Origin of the sequence: Streptomyces sp. NPDC093261, assembly GCF_044753645.1 — a bacterium.
Classification (GTDB): Bacteria; Actinomycetota; Actinomycetes; order Streptomycetales; family Streptomycetaceae; genus Streptomyces.
In genome coordinates, this window is sequence record NZ_JBIVNO010000001.1 from 618,867 (window position 1) to 642,713 (window position 23,847).

A 23,847-nucleotide genomic window follows, 5' to 3' on the forward strand; every position below is an offset into this window, starting at 1 on the left:
GCGCACGTCATTAGCTTCTTACCGAAGACACATCTTCCCGCAACGACCCCTCGCGACCATGTCCTGGTTCGCGCCCCAACCCCCCAACCCCGCACGGGAGTTCGCATGCCCAAGGTCTACGCGCGTCGACGCCTCAACGTACCCGCGGGCCCCCAGGTCGCCTGAATCCCCATTTCAGGCCATGGGCGGCAGGCCGCCCACGCGCGAGCACATCGGATCGACGACGACCAGCCCGACACGGCAAGAGCAACTCCCCGACTCCCCGCTCCCCGCATGTCATGCCCATGACCCCACAGGAGAACCTCATGCGCTCCGTCGCCCGAATATCCACTGCCGCCGCTTCCGCCCTCTCCCTGGCGATCAGCGGCCTCATCCTCGGCGTCAGTGCCGGCACCGCGCAGGCCAGCACCTGCTCCCACGCCTACCTGCCGCTGCCCGACTCCTACTGCACCCCCGGTTCCTACAACCCGGACGTGACGCAGTCGACCATCGGCTCCACGATCTGTGTCTCCGGCTGGACCAGCACCGTCCGCCCCTCCACCAGCTACACCAACGCTCTCAAGGCCCAGGGCATCACCGATTACGGCTACTCGGACACCAATATGTCCGACTACGAGGAAGACCACCTCGTGCCTCTGGAACTCGGGGGTGCCCCGAAGGACCCGGCGAACCTGTGGCCCGAGCCGCACTACGGCAGCCAGACCGCCTACTCCAAGGACGGCGTCGAGACCAAGCTCAAGAACGCCGTGTGCGACGGCCGGATCACCCTGTCGGCCGCACGCTCCGCCATCAGGAACAACTGGACCACCGCACTGCAGGTCACCGGTATCGGCTGAAACAAGGCACTGGCGGGTGGCACCCGACGCCGGGCGTCACCCGCCGGAGCCGCGCCCCTGGCCGCGGACCCGCTCCGCGCCGCCGTACGCGACCCCGGACGGCACGGACGTCCTGCGCGCGTACGCCGCCCAGGCCGACGCCCACCCCACCACCGTCCGCTGAAGCCACCGCCGTGACATCGGGCTCGTCCGGATCGTGATGGTGGACTCCCGGGCGGCGCGCGTCCTCGACGAAGGCGGCCGGGCGATGTCGGAGCCGGCGGAGCAGGAGTGGTCCGAGGAGCACCTGCTCGGCGCCCGGGGCGGCTGCGACCACCTCCCGGTACGCACCTCGCCGCCCTGCTCCTTCCCCACCTCGTCCATGACGCCGAGACATGGAACGCCCACCTGTGCCGCGGCGTACGCGGCGCCCGCCGGGCCCGCTTCGGCGAACACCTGCGGCGGCAGGGCGACTTGGAGCACCGATCCGCCTTCCCGGAGTCGTTCACGGCACTGGCGGGCCTCGTCGCACAGGCTCATGACGCTGACGCTGCGCGGGCGTTCAGCCCGCGCTGCGGGCCGTCCGGGCCCGCCCGGCCGGGGACGGAACGGCCCGTCTCGCGACCGTGGAGGAGGCGTCCTGACCTCCTGATGAGGGACGTACAAGGGACGTACGAGGGTCGCCCGGCGCGCCGGAGACGATACGGGTGGAGGTGCACACCGCCCGGGTGACACGCCTGCGGGACGCCCCCGGCGGCGGCCAGACGCTCACGCTGTCCACGGGCCGCACCCTTGTCACACCGCGCCCGTACCGTCTGATCCATTGTCAGGGCACGGCGCATCCGGGCCGGTTCGCGTTCGGAGTGTCCACGGAGGGCATGCGCTGGGTGACCGCGGCGGGGGGCCCGGCCGGGTGTGGACTCGGTGACGTTGTCGGACGCGGTGGCGCGCGCGGCCCTGCGTGCGGCCACGACGGAAGCGGAACCGGCGCCAGGGGTCCGGGGGCGCGTCGGTGGAGCGGAACCGGGACCGAATGTTGAAGTTGCAAGCAAGGTTAGGTTCACCTAACCTGGCGCCCAGTCGGTTCCCGTCCCCCAAAGACCATTCCGTTCGCGGACCGAAACCAAACCGAAGGAGCCCCCCACATGACCGCTCATCTCAATAGATCGCAGCCATATGCGATCGGAATCTTCAGGATCGTGATCGGCCTGCTCTTCGCCTGCCACGGCGCGGCCTCCGTCTTCGGCATCCTCGGCGGAGCCATGGGTACCAACGGCGGGACCGTGCCGATTGGCACCTGGCCGTTCTGGTACGCCGCGGTGATCCAGCTGGTGGCCGGCGTCCTGGTACTGCTCGGCCTCGGCACCCGTGGTGCCGCCCTCGTGGCGTCCGGCTCCATGGCGTACGCGTACTTCGACGTCCACCAGCCGGCGGCGCTGTGGCCGATACAGAACGGCGGCGAACCGTCGGCGCTCTACTGCTGGGCCTTCCTGCTGCTGGTGTTCACCGGCTCCGGCGCCTTCGGCCTCGACCGTCTCGTCGCCTCCCGTACGGTGCTGGCCGAAGAGGAGCAGACCTCCCAGCCCATCGCGGTCTGACCCGCACCGCACGCACCTGCGGCGCCCGCTCCCGGTCCGGCGGGAGCGGGCGCCGTCCGTGTGGGGCGGTCACCGCGCGCGGAGGGCGCCATACGTGACGGACGGCGTAGGTGACGCGTAGGTGACGGACGGCGTACGTGAAGGCGGCGTACGTGAAGGCGGCGTACGTGAAGGCGGCGTATGTGAAAGACCGCGTGCACGCCACAGTGGCCCCCGCCGTCACTGCTGTCACAGCCGCCGCGTACGCTGTACGGCTGTCGAAAGGCCGCTCCTGCCGCTCCCCCGCGACATCGCGGCACGCAGTTGCCTCTGGGGAGTCGGACGGGGAGTTCCGGGTGTTGGAGAGTGTGGGGTCGCTGGCCGGCAGCCCCTGGATCTACCCGGTGGTGGCCGCGTCGGTCCTGCTGGACGTCTTCCTGCCCGTGCTGCCGAGCGGCGTCCTCGTCATCGCGGCGGCGACCGCCGCGGCCGCGGGTTCGGCGGTGGCGCGCGTACCGGACGTCCTCTGGCTCATGGTCTGCGCGGCGGCCGCCTCGGTCCTCGGCGACCTGGCGGCCTACCGCCTGGCCTGGTGCGGCGGCGCCCGCCTGCACCGTGCGGTCGCCCGCTCCCGTCGGCTGTCCAGCGCACAGGAACGGCTGGGCGACGCCCTCGCCCACGGTGGCGGCGCGCTGGTGATCCTCGCCCGGTTCGCGCCCGCGGGCCGGTCGGTCGTCTCCCTCGGCGCGGGCGCCGCCCACCGCCGGGCTCGCGACTTCGTGCCCTGGTCGGCGCTGGCGGGCATCGCCTGGGCCGCGTACAGCGTGGCGCTCGGCTACTTCGGCGGCCAGTGGCTGGGTGCGAGCTGGCTGGCGACGGGCGTCTCGGTGGCGGCCCTGTTCGCGGCGGGCGTGGCCGCGACCTGCCTGATGCGCCGCCCGGTCACGCGGGACTAGCAGCCCGGTCACGCGGGACTGGCAGAGCAACGGGACCGTACACGAGGAGGGGGTCCCGCGACCGGTCGCCTGCCGGAACGTCTCACACGCCGTGCGGCGCGGCGGGCGCGGCCTCGCGGCTGTGGCCCCGTACCTCCAGTCCGGCCAGCAGCTCCGCGGTGGCCGCGGCGACCGCGTCCACGGCCTGGTCGAACACCTCACGGTTGTGGGCGGCGGGCGCGCGGAAGCCGGAGACCTTGCGCACGAACTGGAGCGCGGCGGCGCGGATCTCCTCCTCCGTGGCATCGTCGGGGATGGCGGGCGGACGGAGCGTCTTGATGCTGCGGCACATGGGTCCAGTGTCGCGCGGTCCGCCGTCCACCGTCCGCCGAACGCCGGGGTACGGGCGCACGCTCACGCGCGCCACGCCCGCCCGTCGTTGATCAGACCGCGTGGGTCTTGGCCAGCAGTTCCAGGACCTCGGCCGTCGTGCCCGTCTCACCGAGGCGCGGGAAGATCCGCTCGACACTGCCCCGGTGGGCCTCGGGGTCGGCGTCGGACATCGCGTCGGTGACGAGCGTGACGTGGTAGCCGTGCTCGTAGGCGGCCCGCGCCGTGGACTCGACGCCGATGCTGGTGGCGATGCCGGTCAGCACGATCTGCGTGACCCCGCGCCGGCGTAGCTGGACGTCGAGGCCGGTGCCGTGGAAGGCGCCCCAGTTGCGCTTGGTGATGTGAATGTCGCCCGGATGGCCGGACAGTTCGTCGACGATGACGTCCCAGCCCTCGGGAAAGGAGTGGGCGCCGCGCTGCTGCTCGGTGCGGCCCGGCACGGCATCGGACCCGTCGGGGGCGAAGGAGACCCGGACCAGGACGACCGGGAGGTCCCGGGCCCGGAAGGCGTCCGCCAGTTCGGCGGTGCGGGCCACCACCTCGGGGCCACTGTGGGGCTGCGTGGGCATACCCGCGATGCCGTTCTGGAGGTCGATCACGACCAGCGCGGTGCGCGGTTCGAGCGTGGTGAGAGCCATGGCTCAGGCCTTTCGGGACGTGGGGGTGAGGGTGGACAGGGAACGGTCGAGCAGACTGACCAGCAGGAGCACTGCGGATCCCGCCGCCATGAACAGGGCCAGTTCGTGCAGCCCGGCCGTACCGGCGCCGTGGGCGAAGAACGCCGCGTCGGCGGCGGAGGCGCCCAGCGCGCCGAGGTACATGAAGGTGCGCAGCAGCCCGGCGGCGGAGGCGATCCGCTCGGGAGCGGCCTGCCGATAGAGGGCGTTCTGGTTCGCGAGCCCTATCAGGCCCTGCGGTACGCCCATGACGGCGCCGACGGCGAGCAGCAGCCACACCGCGCTGCCGGAGTTCAGCAGGAGCAGCCCGGCACAGGCCGCGACCTGCACGACGCCACCCACCAGCAGCTTGGTGCGGACCGCCTCGCGGCGCCCCGTCATCCAGGAGACGGTGAGCGCGCTCAGCGACAGCGGCAGCAGCACCAGACCGGCGCCGGCCGCGTGCAGCCCGCGGCCCTGCTCCAGCCACTGGGTGAAGCCGTACATGAACCCGTACGCGGTGGTGAAGCCGAGGAACTGGCGCAGATACGTGGCGAGCAGCGGGACATTGCCGCCGAGCACCCGTAGATCGACGAAGGGGTCCTCGGTCCGCACCTCCCGCAGGGCGAACCCGGCGGCGGCGACGGCGGCGGTCGCCGGCAGCCACCAGTGGGCGAGCCGCGGGCTCATCAGGAAGACCATGAGGGACAGGAGCGTGGCGGCGAAGAGCGCCATGCCGGGGAGGTCGACGGGGCGCCGCGCCCGATCGCGGGCCCCCGCCCTGGGCAACCACAGCGCGCCGAGGACCAGACAGGCCGCGGACAGCGGCACATTGACCGTGAAGATCGTGCGCCAGCCGCCCACGCCGATCAGGAAACCGCCGAGCGCGGGGCCCACGACGGCGACGGTCTGGTTGGCGACGGAGAGCGCGGTGAGCACCCCGGCCGGGCTGTCCCGGCCGGTGCGTTCGGCCTCGTTCCGGGTCAGCTGCATCGACGCCGGGTACGCGGCCGAGGTCCCGAGGCCGAGCAGCACCCGGGCGGCGATCAGGACACCGAGGGAGGGCGCGAGGGCGCCCATCAGCCCGGCGGCGCCCACCAGTGCCGTACCGGTCAGATACAGCCGGCGCGGCCCGTACATGTCGACGAGCCGCCCGATCACGGGCTGTCCCACGGCGGTGGCGAGGTAGAGGGCCGACACCAGCCAGGCGGTCTCGGCGGGGGGCGCCCCGAAGGCCACGCCGATCGGGACGAGCGCCACGGCGATCATCGACGAGTTGATCGGGTTCAGTATGGAACCCAGGATCATCGGGGCGATCAGCCGGCGGTCGAAGCCGGGCGGGGCGGGCCGCCGGTTCCGGGCGGCCGCGCGGTCGAGGTGGGACGTCACGGGCGCGTGAGCCGTTCCAGCAGGGAAAGCGCCTCGAGGACGGTGCGCCGCTCGTCCTCCGTGTAGCGGTCCTCCAGGGCGCGGGTCAGCCACTCCTGTCGCGCCTGCCGGTCGCCCTCGACGCGCTCGTGCCCGGCGTCGGTGAGGGTGATGAGCTGGCGGCGGCCGTCGGCGGGGTCGGGGCTGCGCCGGATGAGGCCGTGCTGTTCGAGGACGGCGAGGGTGGCGGCCATCGACTGGGGACGCACACCCTCGGCGGACGCCAGCGTGCTGGCGGTGGCGGCGCCGCCCTTGCCGACCAGGGTGAGCGCGGACACCTGGGACGGCGTCAGGTCCTCGTCCCCGGCGACCTCGCGGATACGGCGCCGCAGCCGGCTGAACACCACCCGCAGGTCACGGGCTGCGCGAGCGGCGGACTCGGAGACGCCTTCGGGGTTCTGGTCCATGCCGCCACCATAAATACTTCAGGTAAGCCTGTCCAGTTTCACCTGAGCAGTTTCACCTGCTGAAGTGGGGCCGTCACCCGCAATCACGTGGGGCCGTCACCCGTAATCAACGGGGCAGACCTCCGTTCGAGTGAAGAGAGGGAAGCGGCTCGCATCGCAAAATCGAACAGGCGTAGCATTGAGCCGTGGCTGCGAGCTATGACTTTCCGAGTGACCTCCTTGCCGGCCAGGAGGAGCTGCACCAGGTCCGGGCAGAGCTCCTGGCCCTGCTGAAACGACTCCCCTGGTCGGTGGAACCGCTGGACGCGTTCAGCGACGACAACGGCTGGCGCAAGGTGGAGCGCCCCGCCTCCCCGGGCTGGACCGCCGACGAACAGGCAGAGGTGGAAAAGCTACGCCAACGGGAGCGGGAACTCGCGGTCTTCGTCTCCTGCCACCGCTTCTGGTCAGAGGTGGCCGCCGAGAACACGGTGGACGCACGCATGCGCCTGAAGCACGCCCACGAGGCCGACCCCGACTCCAGCTCCGAGCCCGGATGAACGGCACGAGGAAGCCGTAGCCGAATCGAGGCACCCTGCGACCGGCGGGTTGCCTGGCGCCCGCCCTGCCGCCTCCGCCCCGCGCGACGCGGATAACCGCGACGCACCGGGTGAAGCCACGACCCGGCGATCCAACCGTCCTACGAGGCCGAGGTTCCCAGCAGGTGGTCGGCCCGTTCCGTGCGCAGATGGAGCGCCGTGCGGCCCCTGCGTTGGGTCGACACCAGACCCGCCCCGCGCAGTGTCCCCAGGTGTTGCGAGACCGCGCTCGGGGTGATGCCGAGGCGGACGGCCAGAGCCGCCGTCGTCAGGGGTTCGGCCAGGGCCGTGAGCAGTGCCGTTCTCGTGTAGCCCAGTACGGGGGCGAGAGCGGTCGGCGGCGACGGGGGCCGGTCCTCCCAGAGCAGACCGATGCCGACCGCCGGATAGCGGATCGACGCGGTCGTGACCGGGGACTCGTCGACGCCCACATGGGGCCAGTTGAAGACGCTGGGCAGCAGGACCAGGCCATGCCCACCGGAGTCCACCGTGCGGACCGAGTGCGGGGTGTGCCGGCCGGCCGAGTGCGGGGTGCGCCGGCCGTGCACCACCAACTGACCGTCGTCCCAGGCGATGTCGCGGTGCAGCTCGGAGAACAGCGCCTGAACGCCGCCGTCCACCAGGGTGAGCGCGCGCCTGCCGACATCGGCCTCCAGTATCGCGCGCATCCGGGCCCAGTACGGGGCGACCAGCAGTTCGTGGCAGCGGTGGAGTGCCCCGGCGAGCCGTGGCAGCACCGCCGCCGGAGCGGGGACCTCCTCACCCGGTACGCCCAGAACCGCGCCGTACTCCCGTCGGAAGAACGTCTCTTCCGTGGCGCGCAGCAGGTCCAGCTCCGTCGCCATCGACGGCAGCCGCTCCTGCGGCACCGGGAACAGGAACGACGGCAGCGGCCCGGCGAGCAGCGCCCGCAGCACCGGCAGTTCGCGCTCGCCCGCCAGCAACGGCCGTGCCCTGCGCACCCACGGCCGGTGCGCGGCGTGCCCGCCCGTGCCCAGCAGAACCCGCAGCGCCAGCACCGTCTCGCCCAGCGGTGACACGGCGAACCGCACCCTCGCGACCGACGCCGCGGTGAATCTGATCTCGACCGCCACCCAGGACGCCCCTTCGTGTAGCCATGGCTGAGGGCCCGTCAAGTAGCCGTGGCGGAGCCGCCCATCGTGTAGCCGTAGCTGAACGGTAGGCCACCGTCCCTCGCCGTCCCCAGGCTGCCCGGCAGGGAATTCCTCAGCGCGTACGACGGAACGAAACCGGGCTGCCACGTGCTCGGGGACGGCCCCGCCACGGTCTGTCTGCCCGGGGGACCGATGCAGGCCGGCGCCTGTCTCGGCGACCCCGGCGGCCTTTCCGCGCACCGGCGGCTGATCATGCCGAATCCACGGGGGCACAGGGCAGTCGGCGCAGCCGAAGGACCCCGGCACCTCCCGCTGCGACCGGCTCGTCGACTGGTTTCCGGTCTCGGTCGCAGGTCGGAGCAGGACGGGACCACAGACGGATGGCGCCGGCCCGGGCGGTTGCTAGCGTGGAAAGTGGTTCTGGCGCCCAGGGGGAAGGAGGCCGACCGATGGCAGTCGAACTCAACCACACCATCGTCGCCGCGCACGACAAGACGGCGTCCGCACAGTTCCTCGCGGATCTGCTGGGTTTGGAGGTGGCACCCGAGTACGGTCCGTTCGTCCCGGTGCAGATGCCGAACGGCGTGACGCTGGACTACATGGACACGGACGATGCGATCGCCCCACAGCACTATGCGTTCCTCGTCTCCGAGGACGACTTCGACGCGATCTTCGGCCGGGTCCACGAGGCGGGCCTGACGTACTGGGCGGACCCACATCACCACCGCCCCGGCGAGATCAACCACAGGGACGGCGGCCGCGGGGCATACTTCGACGACCCGAACGGACACAACCTGGAGATACTCACCAGGCCGTACGGCAGCGGAGAGGACTGAGACGCCGAAGCGGTGCCAGGGGCCGGAGGCCCTCGGGTGACCCCGCGCCCAGGGCAGTGCTCGGACCACGACTCCGCATGCACGGGCCCGAGGGTGTGGGGGACCGCGCCGTGCGTCGTCCCAGGAGTCAGGCAGGCCGGGGCACGATGCTCACCGCACGGTAGTCGTATCCGTCCTGTTTGAAGCCGGGGGCTTCCCATATGAGGTCTACCTGCTGCCCGGACGACAGTGTGTGGAACCCGCTCATCTGGATGTGGGAGTAGTGCCCCCAGCAGCCGCCGGGAGTCTCGGGCGAGTCGAGCACGCCCCACCCCTCCTCGTCGCGCCATTCGCGAACTGTCGCAGTCACCATGGGCGAAAGCCTACGGGCCTGTCTGCGCCGTCGAATCCGGCCACGACGTCGACCATGCCATGGAGCGGCACGGCAGCCTCGGCTGAGAGAACCTCAGCGACCCTCCAGGTTCTCGCCCTTGAGCACGGGCACGGCCTTGTTGCAGTCGGCGACGGCCGATCAAGGTCGCCCACGGCCTTGTTCACCCGGTGTCAGGATCGGGGGCAGTCTTGACACGGGCCCACCTTGCCGACTCACGCCCGTAGCGGACAGCCGCCAGCGTGAGCCCTGAAGCCAGGAAGCATCGCGTGATTGTGTCGTCATCGGTGATCAGGAAGCTCAGAAGCGGTATCACGACAGCTAGGTGCCAGTGCGGGTGATTCCACCGACTGTGCTTGTCTGTCATCTCGCCCCTGCCTCGAGCGGCACTCTAGAGGACATCTCATGTGGCGTCGCTGAGGCCCGTTGTGACGAGTAGGGCAAGCCGGCGCAAGCGCTGGTAGTACTGGATTCCTGCGGGATCGGTGATCTCAGGGATGACCCGGTCCAGGTCCTCGACGCAGCTTTGCAGGATGCGGCTGCGTTCTGGGTCGAGGGTGCCACCGTTGTTCAGCCACGTAAGAACGCAGCCAGCGGTGTCCGCATCGAGCATGACCATGTCCGTGCCCCCGAACTCGGCACCTCGCAGGCAGGCCGGGAAGGGGGCGTGGCGGTGTTCGCGCCAGAGAGGAGCTGCGTTCTATACCTGCTCGGATGATCTGCTCACCTGCACCATCTTGCTGCAACCGACGGTGAACCAGGTGTGCGTTCACGTGTTCGAACGGCGGTGGCAGATGAGAGTGCAGGCGATGCTGGCGAAAGCCAGAAAGCGGTCGGCTTTGTGTTCACAGCGTCGGTGGAGACGGCGCCAAGAGCGCGGACCTACGGGTCATCCGACTGCGCCCGGCACGGCTGCGCGACCCTGCTCACCGCGGCCGGCGTGGCGCCCCGCGTCGTGATGGAGAGATCCTGGGGCACAGCCAGATCGCTGTCACGACGAATGTGTAACCCCACGTCGTCCAGGACACGCAGCGCGAGGCCGTCAGCCACATGGACCGGCTGCTCACGAGGCGTCTCCAGCGCGAGTAGACCGGCGCAGATGTCGGATCCGGATGTCAAAGACCCCCAGCCGTGATCGACTGGGGGTCTTTGTCCTGGTGGGCGCGCACGGTTTCGAACCGCCGACATCCGCTTTGTGAGGGCGGGGGCATGGACCGACCCTGGCGCGCAGGTCACTCCGGCTCTGAAGAGCTCGCAGGCCACCGGCGCATCTCGACTGATGTGAGCCGCTGTTGACCGTGGTTGACCGCTCTGTCTGGCACGACTGTGGCATGCATTGGGAGCCCAGGCGCTTGGAAGACGCGGGCACATGTTGGTGTGGCGGTCAGCCAACCTGCCTCTAGCGCCGTGCCGGGCTACTGAGTGCCGTTGGCGTCCACCGTCGTTGCCCTCAGCGTTGGCGTCCACCGTCGTTGCCCTCAGCGTTGGCGTCCACCGTCGTTGCCCTCAGCGTTGCCATCACTGCCGTCGCCGACGGCGCGTGACCACCGCATTAGGAGTTCGGCTCGCGCCAAAGTGGCTGGCTAAAGTCGCGGAGCCGACCGCCCCACTAGGAACCGGAAAGCATCAACTGACACAGATCCGTCAAGCCTCATCTGAAGCTAGACCTTTGATCACAGAGCGAGTGATCACAGAGCGAACGGCTCGTAGGCCAGTGCTCGGTCCACAACCTTCTGGGCCGTCAGTTGCGGATCGAAGTCCCAGAAGACGTAGTCACTGATGTGTGGGCAGCTGAGTCCGCGTTTGAGTGCTGCGATGATCTGGGCGGCTTCTGCCTCGTCGGCGTAGTCGGCATCCATGAGCCGCTGAACGAGGACGATGCCTTCCTCCCGGCTCATGTTCCGCGGTGTCGTCATGCCGCCTCGCTGCCGGGCTTCTGCCCGTGTTCGAGGTAGACCGGTGCTGCTTCGTTTCGGGCTTCGGCAGCTGCGAGGATGCGTCGGGCCAGTCGCGGGATCGTGCGCTCGGCGATCTGCTCCGAAGAGACGAACGCGAAGCTCTTCAGCTCCTCGGGCTGCAAGGTGATCGCTGCCAGGTCGTCCTGGCTGAGCTGGCCGCCGTCGAACAGGTAGAGCACCTTGTCGCTCTCGGTCTCGTTGGGGGCCCAGTCGACCGCGAGCAGGCGCCCGACGGGCGGTGTGATCCCCAGCTCCTCCCGGACCTCACGAATGGCGGCATGCAACGGGGACTCGCCGGTCTCGACGTACCCGCCGGGGATCTCCCAGTAGTCCTTGTAGGAGGACTCCACCATGAGGACCCGCCCGGCGGCATCAAAGAAGAGCGCACCCGCTGCCATACGCGGGTGCGCCATCTTCGCTCCGTGTGCATCCGGCGCCATGCAGCCGAGAGTACCCAGCTCAGACGACATGCAGCCTCTTCGCCAGATCCGCCAGATTGCGGCTCGGCCGGCCTCGCTGGTTCCGGACCCAGGTGAGGACGGGCTCACGTGCCACCCGGGGTGGTGTCCTGCGGCGGAACAACTTCCGGCGGATCTGGCTCCGTGCCCTCGCAGCGACCGGCCTCGATGGCGTCCGCTTCCATGATCTGCGGCACACCGGCAACACCCTGGCCGCGACCGGTGGCGCGGCCACCCGGGAGCTGATGCATCGCATGGGCCACTCGTCCGTGCGAGCAGCGCTGATCTATCAGCACCTCGTGAACGGCCGCGACCACCAGATCGCCGACTACGTCGACGGTCGGATCAGGAGGGAGAAGCAGCCCCCTCACGGCCTATCTGGCACGTAAGTGGCACGACGGCTGCGAACGGCCGGGAAAGATCAAGGCCCAGGTCGCCGGGATCTCCCCCGCTGACCTGGGCCTTCAATGGGTCCTGAGACTGGTGGGCGCGGACGGTTTCGAACCGCCGACATCCGCCTTGTAAGGGCGGCGCTCTACCGCTGAGCTACGCGCCCAGGACGAGTCGACAGCCTACCTTGCCCTGGGGGATACCCCGCAAACCCGTATTCCGGGGGGCGACCGGGGGGCTAGCCCCAGTAACGATCCGGTGGTCCGCCGCATCCTCCCGGCGACCGCGGGTGCGTACGGTCGTAGGGCATTCGGTTTTCGGCTCTCAGGGGGACAGTGCCATGGCTCGTACGGTGATGCACAGGGGACGTACGCGGTGTGCTCGGGCGGTCGTCCTCGCCGGTGTCGTGGCGGCGCTCGTCACGACGGTGGGCGCGTGCGGGGACGACGCCGGGTACGACCCGCACCCGGACCACCGTTCCTTCGCGCTCCGAGGTCGGACGCTCACCGTGGATTCCGACGACTCGACGCTGGAGATCGTTCCGGCCGACGTGGACAAGGTCGAGGTCACGCGGTGGTTCCGGGGCACGGTCGTGGCCGGTGGGGACCCTCGGGTGACCTGGGCCATGCGGGACGACCGGCTCGTGCTGCGGCTGAAGTGCTCCGGCCTGCTCGCGGACTGCTCCGCCAGACACCTGATACAGGTGCCGCGCGGGGTCGCCGTCCATGTCGAGGAGGACGACGGCAGTGTGCGGGCACAGGGCTTCCGGGAGGCGCTGAGCATCCGGACGCGCGACGGTTCGGTGCGGGTGACCGACTCCTCCGGGCCGCTGACGCTGCGGAGCGGCGACGGGTCGATCCGCGCGACGGGCGTGGACTCGCGACGTGTGGACGCCACGACGAGGGACGGCTCGGTCCGCCTGGAACTGAGCGCTGTGCCCGACCTGGTGCGGTCCAGCAGCCAGGACGGCTCGGTGACCATCACGCTGCCGCCCGACAGGTACCGCGTGACCACGGGCTCCCGGGACGGCTCGGTCCACGTGTCGCTACCGCGAGATCCGGCCAGCTCGCATGTGATCGAGGCACGGACGTCGGACGGGTCCGTCAGCGTGCGGGAGGCGGAGTAGCCCGGCGGGGAGCAGCGAGGAGGGAAAGGGCAAGGATTCGGACGTACCGTGAACCGACCGGCCCGTGTGTTCGTCCTCAACCGGTGGGAGAATGACACCGGCAGGGCGGATGACAGCACGGGAGAGGGATGTGACGGCCACACCACCACGGGCCACACCACCACAGCCGTGCACGCCTTTTGCGCCATGCGGGGCTGACCGTTCCACCACCGGTGACCCCAGCACCTTGCCGTCGCCCACCCCGTCGTCGGGCGCGGTGCCGTCGCCCACCCCGTCGTCCCGCATCTCGCCGTCGGGCACCTTGTCGTCACGTACCTCGCCGTCGCCCACCCCGTCGTCGGGCGCGGTGCCGTCGCCCACCCCGTCGTCGGGCGCGAAGCCGGCCGCCGGTTGTGCTGTCACGTCCCGGCCGGTCCGGGGCCGGGCCACGCGTCCGGTGGTCGCGTCCGCGGTCCGTGCCGGCGGCCCTGTCGGCGCTGCCACCGCCGTTCGTGACGCCCTCGCTCTTCTCGCCCTTCCCCTCGTGGCCGCGCTGGTGCTTCCCGCGGCGTTCGCCGGGGGCGGGACGCGGCGGTGGTTCGGGGGACGGGCCGAGGGGCTGCGGGCCGAGGCGCAGGCCGCCAAGGACGCCGCGGCGGCCGCGTTCTACGAGCTCGACACCGCCCAGCGGGATCTGAGGATCTCCATCGAGACCATCACCGCCGTCGACGACTCCCCCGCCGCCCGCCGCATCATCGCCGACTTCGAGGCCCTCGGACGGCGCATCGACGAGGTCAGCCACCGGTACATCGAGGCCGTTGACGCGCACGATCTCGACCGGGTCGATCTCGAAGCCTCCGCGGCCTCCCGCGCCCGGGCCGATCTTGTCGCGGCCAAGGACCAACTCGGCCGGGTCAAGCAGGAGCTGGATCGTTTCGGCGAGAGCCTCGGGCCGCTGCTCGGCAAGGCCGAGACCCAGCTGGCCCGGATCGCGCCGGCCGTGGAGCGCGCCCGCCAGGCGCTGATCGCCGCCGGCAACGCCCTGGACGGCACCCGGGCCGCCGGGCTCAGGGCCGACGACCTCGCGGCCCGGCTGGCCGCCCTCGCCCCGGAGCTGACCAAGCTCAACCAGGGCGCGGGACAGCATGGCGTGGCGCAGACCCTGGAGCGCGCCGAACGGGTCACACGGGAAGCCGAGACCGTACGGGTGGAGGCGGCGCGGCTGCCGGAGCGGGCCGCCGAGATCGATCATCGACTGGTGTCCCTGCGCACCCGGGCGCAGGCGCTCACCACGCGCGCCGGGCAGGTGGAGCCCGTGCTGAGCGAGCTGCGGCGGCGGTTCACGGCCGCCTGCTGGCAGGACCTCCAGCAGGTGCCGGAGCAGGCCGCCGGGGCCGTGCGGCAGGCGGAGCAGAAGCTGAACGAGGCACAGGCGGCGCGGGACGCCCAGCGCTGGGCGGACGCGGCGTCGCTGCTGTCGACCGTACGGGCGCTGCTGAACACGACGGACGAGGCCGTGTCCGCCGCCGGGGACCGTCTGGCGAGGCTGAACGCGGTGCAGAAGGATCCGCAGCAGGAGATCGAGCGGACCCGGTTCGCGGTCCGGGACGCTCAGCGGCTGGCCATGGCGGGCCGGACGACGCCCGACCCGCGTCACGCCCGCCCGCTGGACGACTCCGTGGCCCGGCTGGACCGCGCGGTCGCCACACTGGAGGGCCGTCACCCCGACTACTGGCACTTCCTGACGGAGACCGAGGCGGTGCGGCAGACCGTGGCCCGGGTGGTCACGCAGATCCGGGAGGAGCGGGGGGCCGGTCACTGAGGCCGTCCCCCCGAAGGGAGCGGGGGGCCGTCACCGCTCGGGGCCGGCCCCCGCTCCGGGAGGCACCGGTCAGGTGCGGTAGGCGTAGTACGCCGCGTTCGGGTACGACGCGATGATGCTCGCCACCGACCTGTTGTAGGTGTTGGTGGAGTGATACGTCACGTACGGCACGCCCTGGGGGCTGCGGTAGGTGACGATCATGGAGTGGTCCTTCGACCCGTCCTTGTTGAAGTCCATCTGCAGCACGTCACCGACGTCCAGCTGGTAGACGTTGGCGAGGCTGGTGACCCGCTTGGAGGACAGGGCGAACCAGGAGAACTCGTTGACGCCGACGAACGAGTCCGACTGGATCTCGGAGTTGCCGAACCACTTGTGGAAGTCCGTCCCGTCGCCGGGGACGTGCTTCCAGCCGCCGGCCTTCAGGGACTGGCTGACGAAGTTGGTGCAGTCGCCGCCGTCGGCTTCCCCGTTGAAGTTCGGGTAGTCGGGGTTGTAGTGGTTCCAGTACTTCTGCGCGTACGCCGCCATGGCCTTGTAGTCGTAGCCGGTGCCGGAGAAGTTCTTCGGCTTGGCGGGCGCGGGCCACGAGGTGGCCGAGCGGGGCGCCTCGGGCGGACCGGCGTCGGCGGCGGTCTGCGGCGCCGCGACGGCCGGCTTGGCCACCTGGTTCACCGCGAGGTAGCCGTCGTCGGTGTCACGAATACCGGTCAGCTGCCAGTCGCCGTGGCGGTCGGCTTTGAAGGTCAGCTCGTGGTGGGCCTGGAAACCAGTGGTCTTCGGCTCGGTGCCCTTGGTCTTCGCGTACGTCAGGGTCGTGGTCTCGGTGACGTCGACCGTGGCGCGGCGGCCCTTCACCTGCGTCGCGTCCAGCTTGACGCTGGTGGTGCCCGCGCTGTACTTCTCGCCCAGCTTCGCGAGGCGGGACTTGCGGCCGCGCAGCTCGGACAGCGCGGAGTCCTGCTCGTGCGACTGGGTGCCGGACAGGCGCACCTTGCCGGAGAAGCCGGAGGTCAGCTGCCGGCGCCCCTCCTCCTGCCCGCTCTTGGCGTCCACCAGAGCGTTGGTGCGGTCGGTGAAGACCGCGTCGGCCAGCCGCTGGAAGGTGGCCTTGGTCGCCGGGTCCACCGTCGGATCGTCGGTCACCGCCGCGCCCGCGCTCCAGTTGGGCAGCAGGGCCACTCCTGCGACCACCGAGGCGGCGGCCGCGGTGACTATCGTGGTCCGGCTCCGCTTACGGCTCAATCTTCTTGATTTCAATGGTGTTTCCCCTCTACGCCGGTACACCTACCGGTGGACGGCATCTTCGCACGGTGCATGCGGCGGTTGTGAAGAGGGGATGCACAAGTGGAACCAAGGTATTACAGGGGTCACTTGACCACCGTCGACCAGTCCGGCGACTGCGCCGGGTCCAGGGCGCGCAGCCGCTGAAGGGTCTCGGGCCTCTGCACGTCGAGCCAGTCGGCCAGCTCCTTGAAGGACACGCACTTGACACCCTTCTTCGTGCACACGTTCTTCACAACCTGGTCGACGGCCTTCATATAGATGCCGCCGTTCCAGTCCTCGAAGTGGTTGCCGATGAACAGCGGCGCGCGGCTGCCGAAGTACACGCGGTTGAATCCGTTCATATACGAGTTGACGGCCATCTGCTCCCACTGGGCGTACTTCGTGGGGTCGCCGTGGACCTCGCCGTTGGACTGGTTGTAGAGGAAGTTGAAGTCCATCGACAGCGCCTGGACCTTGTCCGTGTACGGGAGCAACTGGAGCGGGAAGTCCCAGATGCCGTTCTTCTTCGCAGGCCATATCTGGAAGTCGCCCGGGGAGCTGGCGTCGTAGCGCCAGCCGTAGCTCCTGATGGCCTTCAGCAGGTTCGGCTGGCCCTCCAGGCAGGGCGCGCGCCCGCCGGTGACCTCCTTCTTGAAGTCGAAGGGCAGGGCCGGGATGTCCTTGTAGCCGGTGTTGGTCTTCCAGTTCTCGACGAACGAGTAGAACTGGTCGATCTCGCTCTTCCACTCCTCGACGCTCCAGTCGCCGCCACCCTTGGCGCCGCAGAAGTGGCCGTTGAAGTGGGTACCGATCTCGTTGCCCTCGTCGTACGCCTCGCGGAGCTGCGCCAGCGTGGTGCGGATGTGCTCGTTGGTGGCGTAGTCGATCGCTGCGGCGCCCACCGGGTGCTGCGGCGGGTGGTAGAGGTGCTTCTTGTCCTTGGGCAGCAGGTAGATGCCCGTGAGGAAGAACGTCATATGGGCGTTGTACTGCTTCGCCATCTCGCGGTAGTGGGAGAAGAGATGGTCGTCGCCCTCCAGGGCGCCGTCCCAGGAGAAGACGACGAACTGGGGCGGTTTCTCACCGGGCTTGAGCGGCACCGGCTTCAACTCGCCCTTCTGCGGGCCGGTGTACGAGGTGGAGCCGTCCCCGAGGATCTTCGTCTTGCCGTCCCACTTGGGCTCCGCGGTGGCCTTGGCGCCGCCCTTGCCCACGTCCTTGCCGGAACCGGCGGAGGCGGTCGCGGCGGTGCTGTCCGGCCGGGACACCGCGAGGAAGGTGATCGTGACGGAGGCGACGGCGAGGAGCACCGCCAGGGTCACACGACCGTTGATCCGGCCGTTGATACGGGAGAAGCGGGACGGACGTGCTCGGCGGCGACGAGCGTTTCTCGTGGTCATGGGCGGCTCGTTCTGCGAGGAGGGGGCGGGCGCGTACGGTGTGTCGGCCGTCGGGGTCAGCCGAGCGGTCTCAGGGCGTTCGACCAGATGCCGTAGGGGACCGGGTCGGCGGCGGTGCCGTCGAGTCCCTTCAGCGGCAGTGGTTGGAGGCTCTTGGTCAGGTCCATGCGGTAGACGACGACCGCGGTGGACACGGACGCGGCCGTTCCGACGTACCAGGAGGCGGTGTCGTCCTGCGTCGTGCCGGCCTTCCCGGCCACCTGGGCCGAGGCGGAGGCCGCGTTCGGATGGGCGAGGCGGAAGGACTCGGTGAGCGCCTCGGTGACCTGGCCGGCCACCGTGGAGCCGACCGCTCGCCGGGCCTCCGGCGTGTTCAGGGCTACGGTGGCACCGTTGCGGGTGATACGGCGCACCGAGTAGGGCTCGGTGTGCATACCGTCCGCGGCGAAGGTGGCGTACCCGCTCGCCATGCGGATGGCGCTGGGCGTGGAGTTGCCGAGGGACAGCGCGGGCACCTGGGAGCCCATGCTGGAGGGGAGCAGCCCGGCCGCCTCCGCGGTCTGGCGCACCTGGGTCAGTCCGGTGTCCATCCCGAGCTGCATGAACGGTGTGTTCACGGACCGGGCGAGCGCCTGGCCCAGAGTGATCTGCCCATAGGACTTGTTGCCGTCGTTGTGGGCGGAGACCTTACGGCCGCTGCGGTCCCAGTACGGTCCCTCCGGCGTGGTGACGGGGACGGCGTCGTTGCCGTCGTAGACCGACTCCGGGGTGACCGGGGTCGCGGGGCCACCGCGGACCCTGTGGACTCCGTGCTCCAGGCCGGCGGCGTAGACGAACGGCAGGAACGCGGAACCGGCCGGGACGGTGGCCGCGTTGGACTCGTTGTAGCCCTGCGTACGGTGGTCGGGGCCGCCGTAGACGGCGAGGATCCGTCCGTCGTCGGCCACCGAGGCGGCGCCGTAGTGGGCGGTCTTCGCCAGGGCGGCGTGGTTCCGCCCGACCTGCTTGCGGGCCTTGGTCACGGCGTCGGTGAGCGCGTCCTCCCGCTTGCGGTCGAAGGTCGTGTAGATCTGGTAGCCGCCCAGGTCGAACTGCTTGTCCGAGAGGTGCGCGGCCTTCTTCGCGTACTGCGAGGCCAGTTCGACCAGATAGTCGCTCTGCTTGCCGGTGTCGTAGAGCGGGTTCTGCTTGAGCGGCTCGGGAAACGTCCTGTACTTCGCCCGCTCGGCCGGCGACAGTTTGCCGATCTTGACCATGCGGTCGAGGATCCAGGACCAGCGCTCCACGGCCCGGTGGTGGTTCGCCTTGCTGAGCGTGGGGTCGTAGAGGCCGGCGCCCTTCAGCAGGGAGGCGAGGAAGGCGGCCTCGCTCGCGTTGAGCTGGCTGACGTCCTTGCCGTAGTAGGCCTGGGAGGCGCGCTGGATGCCGTAGGTGCCGCGGCCGAACCAGCTGGTGTTGAGATAGCCCTCGAGGATCTTGTCCTTGCTCATCCTGTTGTCGAGCTTGAGGGCGATCATCGCCTCGGTGAGCTTGCGGCTGACCGTCTGGTTCTGGGTCAGATAGACGTTCTTGACGTACTGCTGGGTGATGGTGGAGCCACCCTGGGTGTCGCCCTCGCCGACCGTGCGGTACAGAGCGCGGGTGATGCCTCTGACGGAAATACCCGGGTCCGTGTAGAAGCTCTCGTTCTCCGCCGCGAGCACCGCCCAACGCACCTGCACCGGTATGTCCTTCAGCGGCATCGCCTGCCGCTGTACCCAGCCGGTACGGGCCATGGGGGTGCCGTCGGACCAGAAGTAGACGTTGTCCTGCTGGGTGGCGTACGAGTTGAGGTTGTCCGGTATGTCCGTGGCGGCGTAGGCGATGACGAGGAACACGCCGCTGAGCCCGATCGACGTCAGCACGGCCCCGATCCACTGGCGCCAGGAGGGCACCCAGCGCCGCCAGCCGACGCGGCCCTTGCGCGGATACACCGGCTTGAGCTTGCGGGCGTAGGGCGCGAGTTTCCGGGTGACGGGCGCGAGCTTCTCGGTAAGCGGCGCGAGGGCGGTGGTGACACGAGTGAGGGCCAGCGGCCGCGCGGCCTTCTTGCGGGCGGCGCGTCGGCCGGACATCTCCGGCTTGAAAACGCGCAGTTGCATGGTGGCGTCGGGCGGTGGCGTGGTCTCATCCGCCGTCCCGCGTGTCGTGGCGTCCCGGCCCGGTGGCGTCACGGCCTTCAGCTGCATGGTGGCGTCCGGGGGCAGGGGCACCCCCGCCTTCAGCTGCATGGTGGTGTCCGGAGGCAGGGGTTCCCCGGCTTTCAACTGCATGGTGGTGTCCGGATCGAAGGACCCCTCGGACCGGGCCTCGCCCTCGGTGGGGCGTTGGCCGGGCCGAGGCGGCGTCGCCCTGCGGCGGTGCGGACGGTCGCCGCCCTCGCTAGCCACGCAACCCCCCGGTGTACACACGGGCCCGGGAACACCGGCCCCCTATTCGCTGCCATGCCTTGGTCACGACTACGTCTCCCTCCGCACTCGGTGTTGCGCGCGCGGGTAGAAACGGCGGCCACGTCTGTGGCTGCGAGCCCCCCTCACGACCTTGCGGCTCATCGCGGCTCATATAAATTATCAGCGACCTATGTGATGTCTCGGGTCAGGAGAGGCACCGAAGTGGCCATGTCGCAAATATTGAGGAGATCTTAAGGAGATTCTCCGGTCGCGACGCAGGCGCACACGCTCCTTCATCGTCCTGTGGCCACCGGGGACCGCCGGTTAGTCTGTGCGCATGCCTCGCTATGAGTACCGCTGCCGTACCTGCGGCGACACGTTCGAACTGAGCCGTCCCATGGCGGAGTCCTCGGCCCCCGCGTCCTGCCCCTCGGGCCACGACGACACGGTGAAGCTGCTGTCCACGGTGGCGGTCGGCGGCACGGCCGCCGCCCCCGCCGCCGCCCCCGCCGCGGCCCCCCGGGCGGGCGGCTCGGGCGGCGGATGCTGCGGCGGGGGCTGCTGCGGCTGAGCCGCGCGGATTTGTCCGAAACACGCCCGGCCGACGGCTCCCGGCCGCCTCGCCTCCGCCCGTCCCGGACGCCGGTCCGCGGCGGGCGACGCCCTACGCCTGACGCGCAGCCCTGAGGAACTCCCGCAGGATCCGCTCCCCGGCCGCCACGCCCCGCTCGGGCAGGGCGCTGATCCCCGGCGCCGTCCAGTCGGCGTCGGCGAGTTCGCCGTGGCCCGGACGCCAGCCGAGGTCCGCCGCGAGCAGCAGGTCCGCGTCCAGCAGGGAGTCCCCGGCGGCCAGCGTCAGCGAGGCGCCGGTGCGGCGGGCGACCTCACGCATGGCCGCGCTCTTGGTGAGCGGCTTCGGCACGGCGTAGATCTTCCGGCCCTGCAAGGACACCGTCCAGCCGCGGTTCTCCGCCCAGACCGCCAGCTCCTTGACCCACCCCTCGGGCAGCAGCTCACGCTCCACGACGAGATAGACGAACAGGTCCTCGGCCACCCGGTGCTTGCGCACCCAGGCCGGGTCCGCGAACGCCGCCATATGGTCCCGCACCTCGGCCAGCGGCGCACACTCGTCCGCGAGCCGGGCGAGCACCGCCGTGTGCCAGCCGGGGTCGGAGACGCCGTCGACGAGCAGATGCCCGCCGTTGGCGCAGATCGCGTACGGCGGGGTGGGGCCTGGCAGATTGACGCGCTGGTACTGCCTGCGGGTGCGGGTCGTGGTCGGCACGAACACGGCCCGGTCGCCGAGTTCGACGAGCAGCTCCGCCGCGGTCTCGGTCATGTACGACAGCGGCTTGCTCTCGTGCACCTCGACGCACAGCAGCCGGGGCGCCCTCGCGTCCGGCATGGTGAGCGCGAGCGCCGCGGACGAGTAGATCAGCGTACGGTCGAGGTCGCTGGCGACGAGCACGGGGTTCATACCGCCACCGCCCGGCCGTCGGCGCCGGTGGCGCCCCGCGTGTACTGGGGGTGGATCAGGCCCACGCAGGTGTACGGAAGCCCGTCGACCTCCTCCACGGGCACGCCCCGCTGCTCGGCCAGCAGGCGTACATGCTCGAGGTCGGCGCCGGCCCCCGACCGGGCCAGGATCTTCCAGGGCACCCGGCGGAGCAGCACACGCGTGGTCTCGCCGACGCCCGGCTTCACGAGGTTCACATCGTGGATGCCGTACTCCTCGCTGATGCGTTCCACCGCCGCCCAGCCCTCCCAGGTCGGGGTGCGATCGGCGGAGAGCAGGTCCTTGACCTGCGCGTCGACGGCCTCCTCGACCTCGGCGAAGCAGGCGGAGACGGCGTCCAGGAAGGGGACGGAGACGTCCGCGGCGGCGAGTTCGCGGTAGAACTTGGCGCCGTGGTAGTCGTGCGGTCCGACCAGGTCGGCGCGGAGCACGGTGCGCGAGATCAGTCCGGAGACCGTCGAGTTGAGGCAGGCGGACGGGATGAGGAAGTCCTCCCGGGTGCCGTAGGTCCGCACGCACGAGCCCGGGTCGGCGAGCACCGCGATCTCCGGGTCGAAGCCGGTGACGCCTTCGGCTTCCTCGAAACGGCGGATGGCCTCGGCGAGTTCCCGGGTGATGGCGCCCTTGCCGGTCCAGCCGTCGACGAAGACGACGTCCGAGGGGTTGTGATGGTGGGCCAGATAGCGCAGGGCGTTGGCGTCGATGCCCCGGCCGCGGACGATCGACACGGCGTAGTGCGGCAGATCGAGGCCGTGCCGGTGCTTCGCCCACCGGCGCATCAGCACACCGACGGGGGTGCCGGCCCGGGCGAGCGAGACGAGGACCGGCCGCGGTGACCGCTCGGTGAGCACGGTCTCCGTGACCACTCCGACGGCCCGCGCGAGCCGCGCGGCCGAGGCGTCCAGGGCAGCGTGGAACAGCTTCTGGTACTGCGCGCTGGGCTGGTACTCCACCGGCAGCGACTCGGCGTAGTGCGCGCCGCCGCTCTGGATCGCCTCCTCGCGTTCCTCCGTGGGCGCCTCCAGGGTGACGTCCGAGAGGTCCTGGAGCAGCCAGCCGACCTCGTCGGGCGCATATGAGGAGAAGGCGGGGCCGCGAAGGGGCTCGGACAGCATGGCGGGCCTTTCGGGGTCGTGCGGAGGCGCGGGGACGTAGCTCGGGACGACCGCGAGCAGGACATGCGGGGTGTGGGCGGCGAGCCGGTCGAGGAGGCCGCCCGGGGCGTGCAGTGCGGGGGTGTCGGCCGCCGAGTCCACCACGGCGACGACGGCGTCGAAGCCCGCGTCCGCGACGTTGTAGGCGTAGCGCTCGCCGGGGCCGTCGGCCGGGTCGTCGTGGGCGGGGAAGACGATCCGGGTGCGTATCGCGTAGCCGGGGTCGTCGACCGCGAGGACGGGCGAGCGGGTGGTCGTGGAGTAGCGCACCTCGGCGGCCTGGCACCGCTCCAGCTCGCGGGCGAGCCTGAGCGGCGCGTACATCAGCTCCTCGGAGCCGAGCACGAGCACGCGCCGGGCGCCGGCGGGCAGCGCACCGGCGAGCCGCGCGGCCATGGCGGGCAGCGCGTGCTCCAGACGCGCCCGGTGCGCGGGGGTGAATCCGTGCCGTCCGCCGTCGGGCAGGCCATGGGGCCAGTCGAGCGCGACGCGGGTGACCGTGCCGTGCGCCGGCCGGTCGGGAACGGCCGACTCGTGCCGGGCCACCAGCTCCCGGCCCTTCTCCAGGACGCCCTGCGGCAGCCGGACGGTCCCGGCGGCGGCCGTGACCAGGTCCACCCGGGCGCCGATGTCCCGGGCGAAGTCCTCGAGCCGTCCCAGGTCGGCGGGCGAGCGCATGTCGACGAGGGCCACGACCACGTACCGCTTCCTCGGGTGGCGCTCGTGCAGGTCGCGGATCGTGTTCATGACGGTGTTGCCGGTGGAGAACTCGTCGTCGACCAGGACCAGCGGGCCGTCGCCCGCCAGCAGCTCCGGGTCCTCCGGGAGCAGCAGGTGCGAGGTGGCGTGGGAGTGGGACTCCTCGAAGCCGCCCGCGCGCGCGACGCCCTCGACGGGGCGGCGGGTGGAGTGCAGATAGGGCGCGAGACCGAGGCCGTCCGCCACACAGTGGCCGAGGCCGGTGGCCGTCTCCGCGTACCCGAGCACGACCGCGCGCCCGGCCTCGTCGGCGCCCAGCAGATCCCTCACCCGGCGGCCGAGCGTGAGCCCGTGGTCGTGGACGACGGACGGGGACTGCGGGACATGCTTGCCCAGCACATTGGAGACCAGCAGATGTGCCCGCTTGGGGTTGCGCCGGAGCGCGAGTCCCAGCAGCTCCGTCAGCTGCTCGTCACCGACGAGCTCCACCCCGAGCCGCTCTGCGACCCAGGTCCCGGACCAGACCACTTTTTTCCTCGGTTC

General features: G+C 70.6%; 23 protein-coding genes, 1 tRNA gene and 3 pseudogenes. 12 read left to right on the top strand and 15 right to left on the bottom strand.

The annotated features are described in order from the left end of the window. The first annotated feature begins 284 nt into the window (after positions 1 to 284). The 5 genes and pseudogenes from ACIP94_RS02845 to ACIP94_RS02865 all read left to right on the top strand — a co-directional run bounded on the left by ACIP94_RS02845 (position 285) and on the right by ACIP94_RS02865 (position 3,348). Positions 285 to 836 carry a hypothetical protein gene (locus ACIP94_RS02845; RefSeq protein WP_402418562.1) on the top strand — a complete coding sequence of 184 codons (552 nt, stop codon included), beginning with the start codon at positions 285 to 287 and terminating at the stop codon, positions 834 to 836. A gap of 51 nt (positions 837 to 887) precedes the next feature. Next, positions 888 to 1,376 (top strand): annotated as a pseudogene (locus ACIP94_RS02850) (alkaline phosphatase family protein); the annotation flags it as partial. A 218-nt stretch (positions 1,377 to 1,594) separates the two neighbouring features. Beyond that, positions 1,595 to 1,883 (top strand): annotated as a pseudogene (locus ACIP94_RS02855) (hypothetical protein); the annotation flags it as partial. A gap of 77 nt (positions 1,884 to 1,960) precedes the next feature. Next, a complete protein-coding gene (locus ACIP94_RS02860) occupies positions 1,961 to 2,413 on the top strand; it encodes a DoxX family protein (RefSeq protein ID WP_402418565.1) in 453 nt (150 codons plus the stop codon). Between the two features lie 335 nt (positions 2,414 to 2,748). Then, positions 2,749 to 3,348 carry a DedA family protein gene (locus ACIP94_RS02865; RefSeq protein ID WP_402418567.1) on the top strand — a complete coding sequence of 200 codons (600 nt, stop codon included), beginning with the start codon at positions 2,749 to 2,751 and terminating at the stop codon, positions 3,346 to 3,348. Between the two features lie 82 nt (positions 3,349 to 3,430). Here the strand turns inward: ACIP94_RS02865 and ACIP94_RS02870 are convergent, their stop codons facing one another. From ACIP94_RS02870 to ACIP94_RS02885, 4 genes are all read right to left on the bottom strand, one after another. Further along, positions 3,431 to 3,679: a DUF2277 domain-containing protein gene (locus ACIP94_RS02870; RefSeq protein ID WP_402418570.1), complete on the bottom strand. Its 249-nt coding sequence runs from the start codon at positions 3,677 to 3,679 to the stop codon at positions 3,431 to 3,433. A 91-nt stretch (positions 3,680 to 3,770) separates the two neighbouring features. Next, positions 3,771 to 4,358 (bottom strand): hydrolase, encoded by a 588-nt coding sequence (locus tag ACIP94_RS02875; RefSeq protein WP_402418573.1) that lies wholly within the window; start codon positions 4,356 to 4,358, stop codon positions 3,771 to 3,773. 3 nt (positions 4,359 to 4,361) lie between these two features. After that, positions 4,362 to 5,765 carry an MFS transporter gene (locus ACIP94_RS02880; protein WP_402418576.1) on the bottom strand — a complete coding sequence of 468 codons (1,404 nt, stop codon included), beginning with the start codon at positions 5,763 to 5,765 and terminating at the stop codon, positions 4,362 to 4,364. Further along, the gene (locus ACIP94_RS02885; protein WP_402418579.1) at positions 5,762 to 6,211 is read right to left on the bottom strand and encodes a MarR family winged helix-turn-helix transcriptional regulator; all 450 of its coding nucleotides are present in this window, start codon (positions 6,209 to 6,211) and stop codon (positions 5,762 to 5,764) included. Before ACIP94_RS02885 ends, ACIP94_RS02880 begins: the two co-directional genes overlap by 4 nt. A 185-nt stretch (positions 6,212 to 6,396) precedes the next feature. On the opposite strand from ACIP94_RS02885, the gene ACIP94_RS02890 reads away from it, so the two are divergent. Next, entirely contained in the window at positions 6,397 to 6,750 is a 354-nt protein-coding gene (locus ACIP94_RS02890; RefSeq protein WP_402418581.1) for a hypothetical protein, read from the top strand. A 140-nt stretch (positions 6,751 to 6,890) separates the two neighbouring features. Here ACIP94_RS02890 and ACIP94_RS02895 read toward each other — a convergent pair whose 3' ends face one another. After that, positions 6,891 to 7,883 carry a DUF5937 family protein gene (locus ACIP94_RS02895; protein ID WP_402418584.1) on the bottom strand — a complete coding sequence of 331 codons (993 nt, stop codon included), beginning with the start codon at positions 7,881 to 7,883 and terminating at the stop codon, positions 6,891 to 6,893. Positions 7,884 to 8,353: 470 nt separating this feature from the next. On the opposite strand from ACIP94_RS02895, the gene ACIP94_RS02900 reads away from it, so the two are divergent. Beyond that, entirely contained in the window at positions 8,354 to 8,740 is a 387-nt protein-coding gene (locus tag ACIP94_RS02900; RefSeq protein WP_402418587.1) for a VOC family protein, read from the top strand. Between the two features lie 127 nt (positions 8,741 to 8,867). On the opposite strand, the gene ACIP94_RS02905 is transcribed toward ACIP94_RS02900, so the two are convergent. Both ACIP94_RS02905 and ACIP94_RS02910 read right to left on the bottom strand, forming a co-directional pair. Continuing rightward, positions 8,868 to 9,092, bottom strand: a complete 225-nt coding sequence (locus tag ACIP94_RS02905) for a cold shock domain-containing protein (RefSeq protein ID WP_402418589.1) — start codon at positions 9,090 to 9,092, stop codon at positions 8,868 to 8,870. Between the two features lie 421 nt (positions 9,093 to 9,513). Next, positions 9,514 to 9,723, bottom strand: a complete 210-nt coding sequence (locus tag ACIP94_RS02910) for a hypothetical protein (RefSeq protein WP_402418592.1) — start codon at positions 9,721 to 9,723, stop codon at positions 9,514 to 9,516. 254 nt (positions 9,724 to 9,977) lie between these two features. On the opposite strand from ACIP94_RS02910, the pseudogene ACIP94_RS02915 reads away from it, so the two are divergent. Further along, positions 9,978 to 10,199 (top strand): annotated as a pseudogene (locus ACIP94_RS02915) (site-specific integrase); the annotation flags it as partial. 599 nt (positions 10,200 to 10,798) lie between these two features. On the opposite strand, the gene ACIP94_RS02920 reads toward ACIP94_RS02915, so the two are convergent. Further along, positions 10,799 to 11,008, bottom strand: a complete 210-nt coding sequence (locus tag ACIP94_RS02920; protein ID WP_402418595.1) for an e9imm peptide — start codon at positions 11,006 to 11,008, stop codon at positions 10,799 to 10,801. A 14-nt stretch (positions 11,009 to 11,022) separates the two neighbouring features. Then, positions 11,023 to 11,508 (bottom strand): NUDIX domain-containing protein, encoded by a 486-nt coding sequence (locus ACIP94_RS02925; protein ID WP_402418598.1) that lies wholly within the window; start codon positions 11,506 to 11,508, stop codon positions 11,023 to 11,025. A gap of 92 nt (positions 11,509 to 11,600) precedes the next feature. Here ACIP94_RS02925 and ACIP94_RS02930 point away from each other — a divergent pair, with 92 nt between their 5' ends. Next, complete coding sequence (locus ACIP94_RS02930) at positions 11,601 to 11,915, top strand: tyrosine-type recombinase/integrase (RefSeq protein ID WP_402418601.1); 315 nt, start codon at positions 11,601 to 11,603, stop codon at positions 11,913 to 11,915. Positions 11,916 to 12,007: 92 nt separating this feature from the next. Here the strand turns inward: ACIP94_RS02930 and ACIP94_RS02935 are convergent. Then, positions 12,008 to 12,082, bottom strand: a tRNA-Val gene (locus ACIP94_RS02935). A 174-nt stretch (positions 12,083 to 12,256) separates the two neighbouring features. Here ACIP94_RS02935 and ACIP94_RS02940 point away from each other — a divergent pair. Then, positions 12,257 to 13,042 (top strand): DUF4097 family beta strand repeat-containing protein, encoded by a 786-nt coding sequence (locus ACIP94_RS02940; RefSeq protein ID WP_402418604.1) that lies wholly within the window; start codon positions 12,257 to 12,259, stop codon positions 13,040 to 13,042. Positions 13,043 to 13,478: 436 nt separating this feature from the next. Next, positions 13,479 to 14,843 carry a hypothetical protein gene (locus tag ACIP94_RS02945; RefSeq protein WP_402418606.1) on the top strand — a complete coding sequence of 455 codons (1,365 nt, stop codon included), beginning with the start codon at positions 13,479 to 13,481 and terminating at the stop codon, positions 14,841 to 14,843. Positions 14,844 to 14,912: 69 nt separating this feature from the next. On the opposite strand, the gene ACIP94_RS02950 is transcribed toward ACIP94_RS02945, so the two are convergent. The 3 genes from ACIP94_RS02950 to ACIP94_RS02960 form a co-directional block, all read right to left on the bottom strand. Then, positions 14,913 to 16,034, bottom strand: coding sequence for an amidase domain-containing protein (locus ACIP94_RS02950; protein WP_402420337.1), 1,122 nt, complete (start codon positions 16,032 to 16,034; stop codon positions 14,913 to 14,915). Between the two features lie 176 nt (positions 16,035 to 16,210). Beyond that, positions 16,211 to 17,506 (bottom strand): hypothetical protein, encoded by a 1,296-nt coding sequence (locus tag ACIP94_RS02955; RefSeq protein ID WP_402418608.1) that lies wholly within the window; start codon positions 17,504 to 17,506, stop codon positions 16,211 to 16,213. 56 nt (positions 17,507 to 17,562) lie between these two features. Beyond that, the gene (locus ACIP94_RS02960) at positions 17,563 to 19,620 is read right to left on the bottom strand and encodes a transglycosylase domain-containing protein (RefSeq protein WP_402420340.1); all 2,058 of its coding nucleotides are present in this window, start codon (positions 19,618 to 19,620) and stop codon (positions 17,563 to 17,565) included. Positions 19,621 to 20,272: 652 nt separating this feature from the next. On the opposite strand from ACIP94_RS02960, the gene ACIP94_RS02965 reads away from it, so the two are divergent. Beyond that, the gene (locus ACIP94_RS02965) at positions 20,273 to 20,506 is read left to right on the top strand and encodes a zinc ribbon domain-containing protein (protein WP_402418611.1); all 234 of its coding nucleotides are present in this window, start codon (positions 20,273 to 20,275) and stop codon (positions 20,504 to 20,506) included. A 93-nt stretch (positions 20,507 to 20,599) separates the two neighbouring features. On the opposite strand, the gene ACIP94_RS02970 is transcribed toward ACIP94_RS02965, so the two are convergent. Both ACIP94_RS02970 and ACIP94_RS02975 read right to left on the bottom strand, forming a co-directional pair. After that, a complete protein-coding gene (locus ACIP94_RS02970; protein ID WP_402418614.1) occupies positions 20,600 to 21,412 on the bottom strand; it encodes an HAD family hydrolase in 813 nt (270 codons plus the stop codon). After that, positions 21,409 to 23,832 carry a phosphoribosyltransferase gene (locus tag ACIP94_RS02975; RefSeq protein ID WP_402418616.1) on the bottom strand — a complete coding sequence of 808 codons (2,424 nt, stop codon included), beginning with the start codon at positions 23,830 to 23,832 and terminating at the stop codon, positions 21,409 to 21,411. Before ACIP94_RS02975 ends, ACIP94_RS02970 begins: the two co-directional genes overlap by 4 nt. Positions 23,833 to 23,847 lie beyond the last annotated feature (15 nt).

What these genes read in the sequence shown, in the direction of transcription:
- ACIP94_RS02845 (WP_402418562.1), top strand. Translation starts at nt 285, where the DNA reads ATGACCCCACAGGAGAACCTCATGCGCTCCGTCGCCCGAATATCCACT.
- ACIP94_RS02860 (WP_402418565.1), top strand. Translation starts at nt 1,961, where the DNA reads ATGACCGCTCATCTCAATAGATCGCAGCCATATGCGATCGGAATCTTC.
- ACIP94_RS02870 (WP_402418570.1), bottom strand. Translation starts at nt 3,679, where the DNA reads ATGTGCCGCAGCATCAAGACGCTCCGTCCGCCCGCCATCCCCGACGAT.
- ACIP94_RS02875 (WP_402418573.1), bottom strand. Translation starts at nt 4,358, where the DNA reads ATGGCTCTCACCACGCTCGAACCGCGCACCGCGCTGGTCGTGATCGAC.
- ACIP94_RS02885 (WP_402418579.1), bottom strand. Translation starts at nt 6,211, where the DNA reads ATGGACCAGAACCCCGAAGGCGTCTCCGAGTCCGCCGCTCGCGCAGCC.
- ACIP94_RS02900 (WP_402418587.1), top strand. Translation starts at nt 8,354, where the DNA reads ATGGCAGTCGAACTCAACCACACCATCGTCGCCGCGCACGACAAGACG.
- ACIP94_RS02905 (WP_402418589.1), bottom strand. Translation starts at nt 9,092, where the DNA reads ATGGTGACTGCGACAGTTCGCGAATGGCGCGACGAGGAGGGGTGGGGC.
- ACIP94_RS02910 (WP_402418592.1), bottom strand. Translation starts at nt 9,723, where the DNA reads ATGCTCGATGCGGACACCGCTGGCTGCGTTCTTACGTGGCTGAACAAC.
- ACIP94_RS02920 (WP_402418595.1), bottom strand. Translation starts at nt 11,008, where the DNA reads ATGAGCCGGGAGGAAGGCATCGTCCTCGTTCAGCGGCTCATGGATGCC.
- ACIP94_RS02925 (WP_402418598.1), bottom strand. Translation starts at nt 11,508, where the DNA reads ATGGCGCCGGATGCACACGGAGCGAAGATGGCGCACCCGCGTATGGCA.
- ACIP94_RS02940 (WP_402418604.1), top strand. Translation starts at nt 12,257, where the DNA reads ATGGCTCGTACGGTGATGCACAGGGGACGTACGCGGTGTGCTCGGGCG.
- ACIP94_RS02955 (WP_402418608.1), bottom strand. Translation starts at nt 17,506, where the DNA reads ATGACCACGAGAAACGCTCGTCGCCGCCGAGCACGTCCGTCCCGCTTC.
- ACIP94_RS02960 (WP_402420340.1), bottom strand. Translation starts at nt 19,620, where the DNA reads ATGTCCGGCCGACGCGCCGCCCGCAAGAAGGCCGCGCGGCCGCTGGCC.
- ACIP94_RS02965 (WP_402418611.1), top strand. Translation starts at nt 20,273, where the DNA reads ATGCCTCGCTATGAGTACCGCTGCCGTACCTGCGGCGACACGTTCGAA.
- ACIP94_RS02970 (WP_402418614.1), bottom strand. Translation starts at nt 21,412, where the DNA reads ATGAACCCCGTGCTCGTCGCCAGCGACCTCGACCGTACGCTGATCTAC.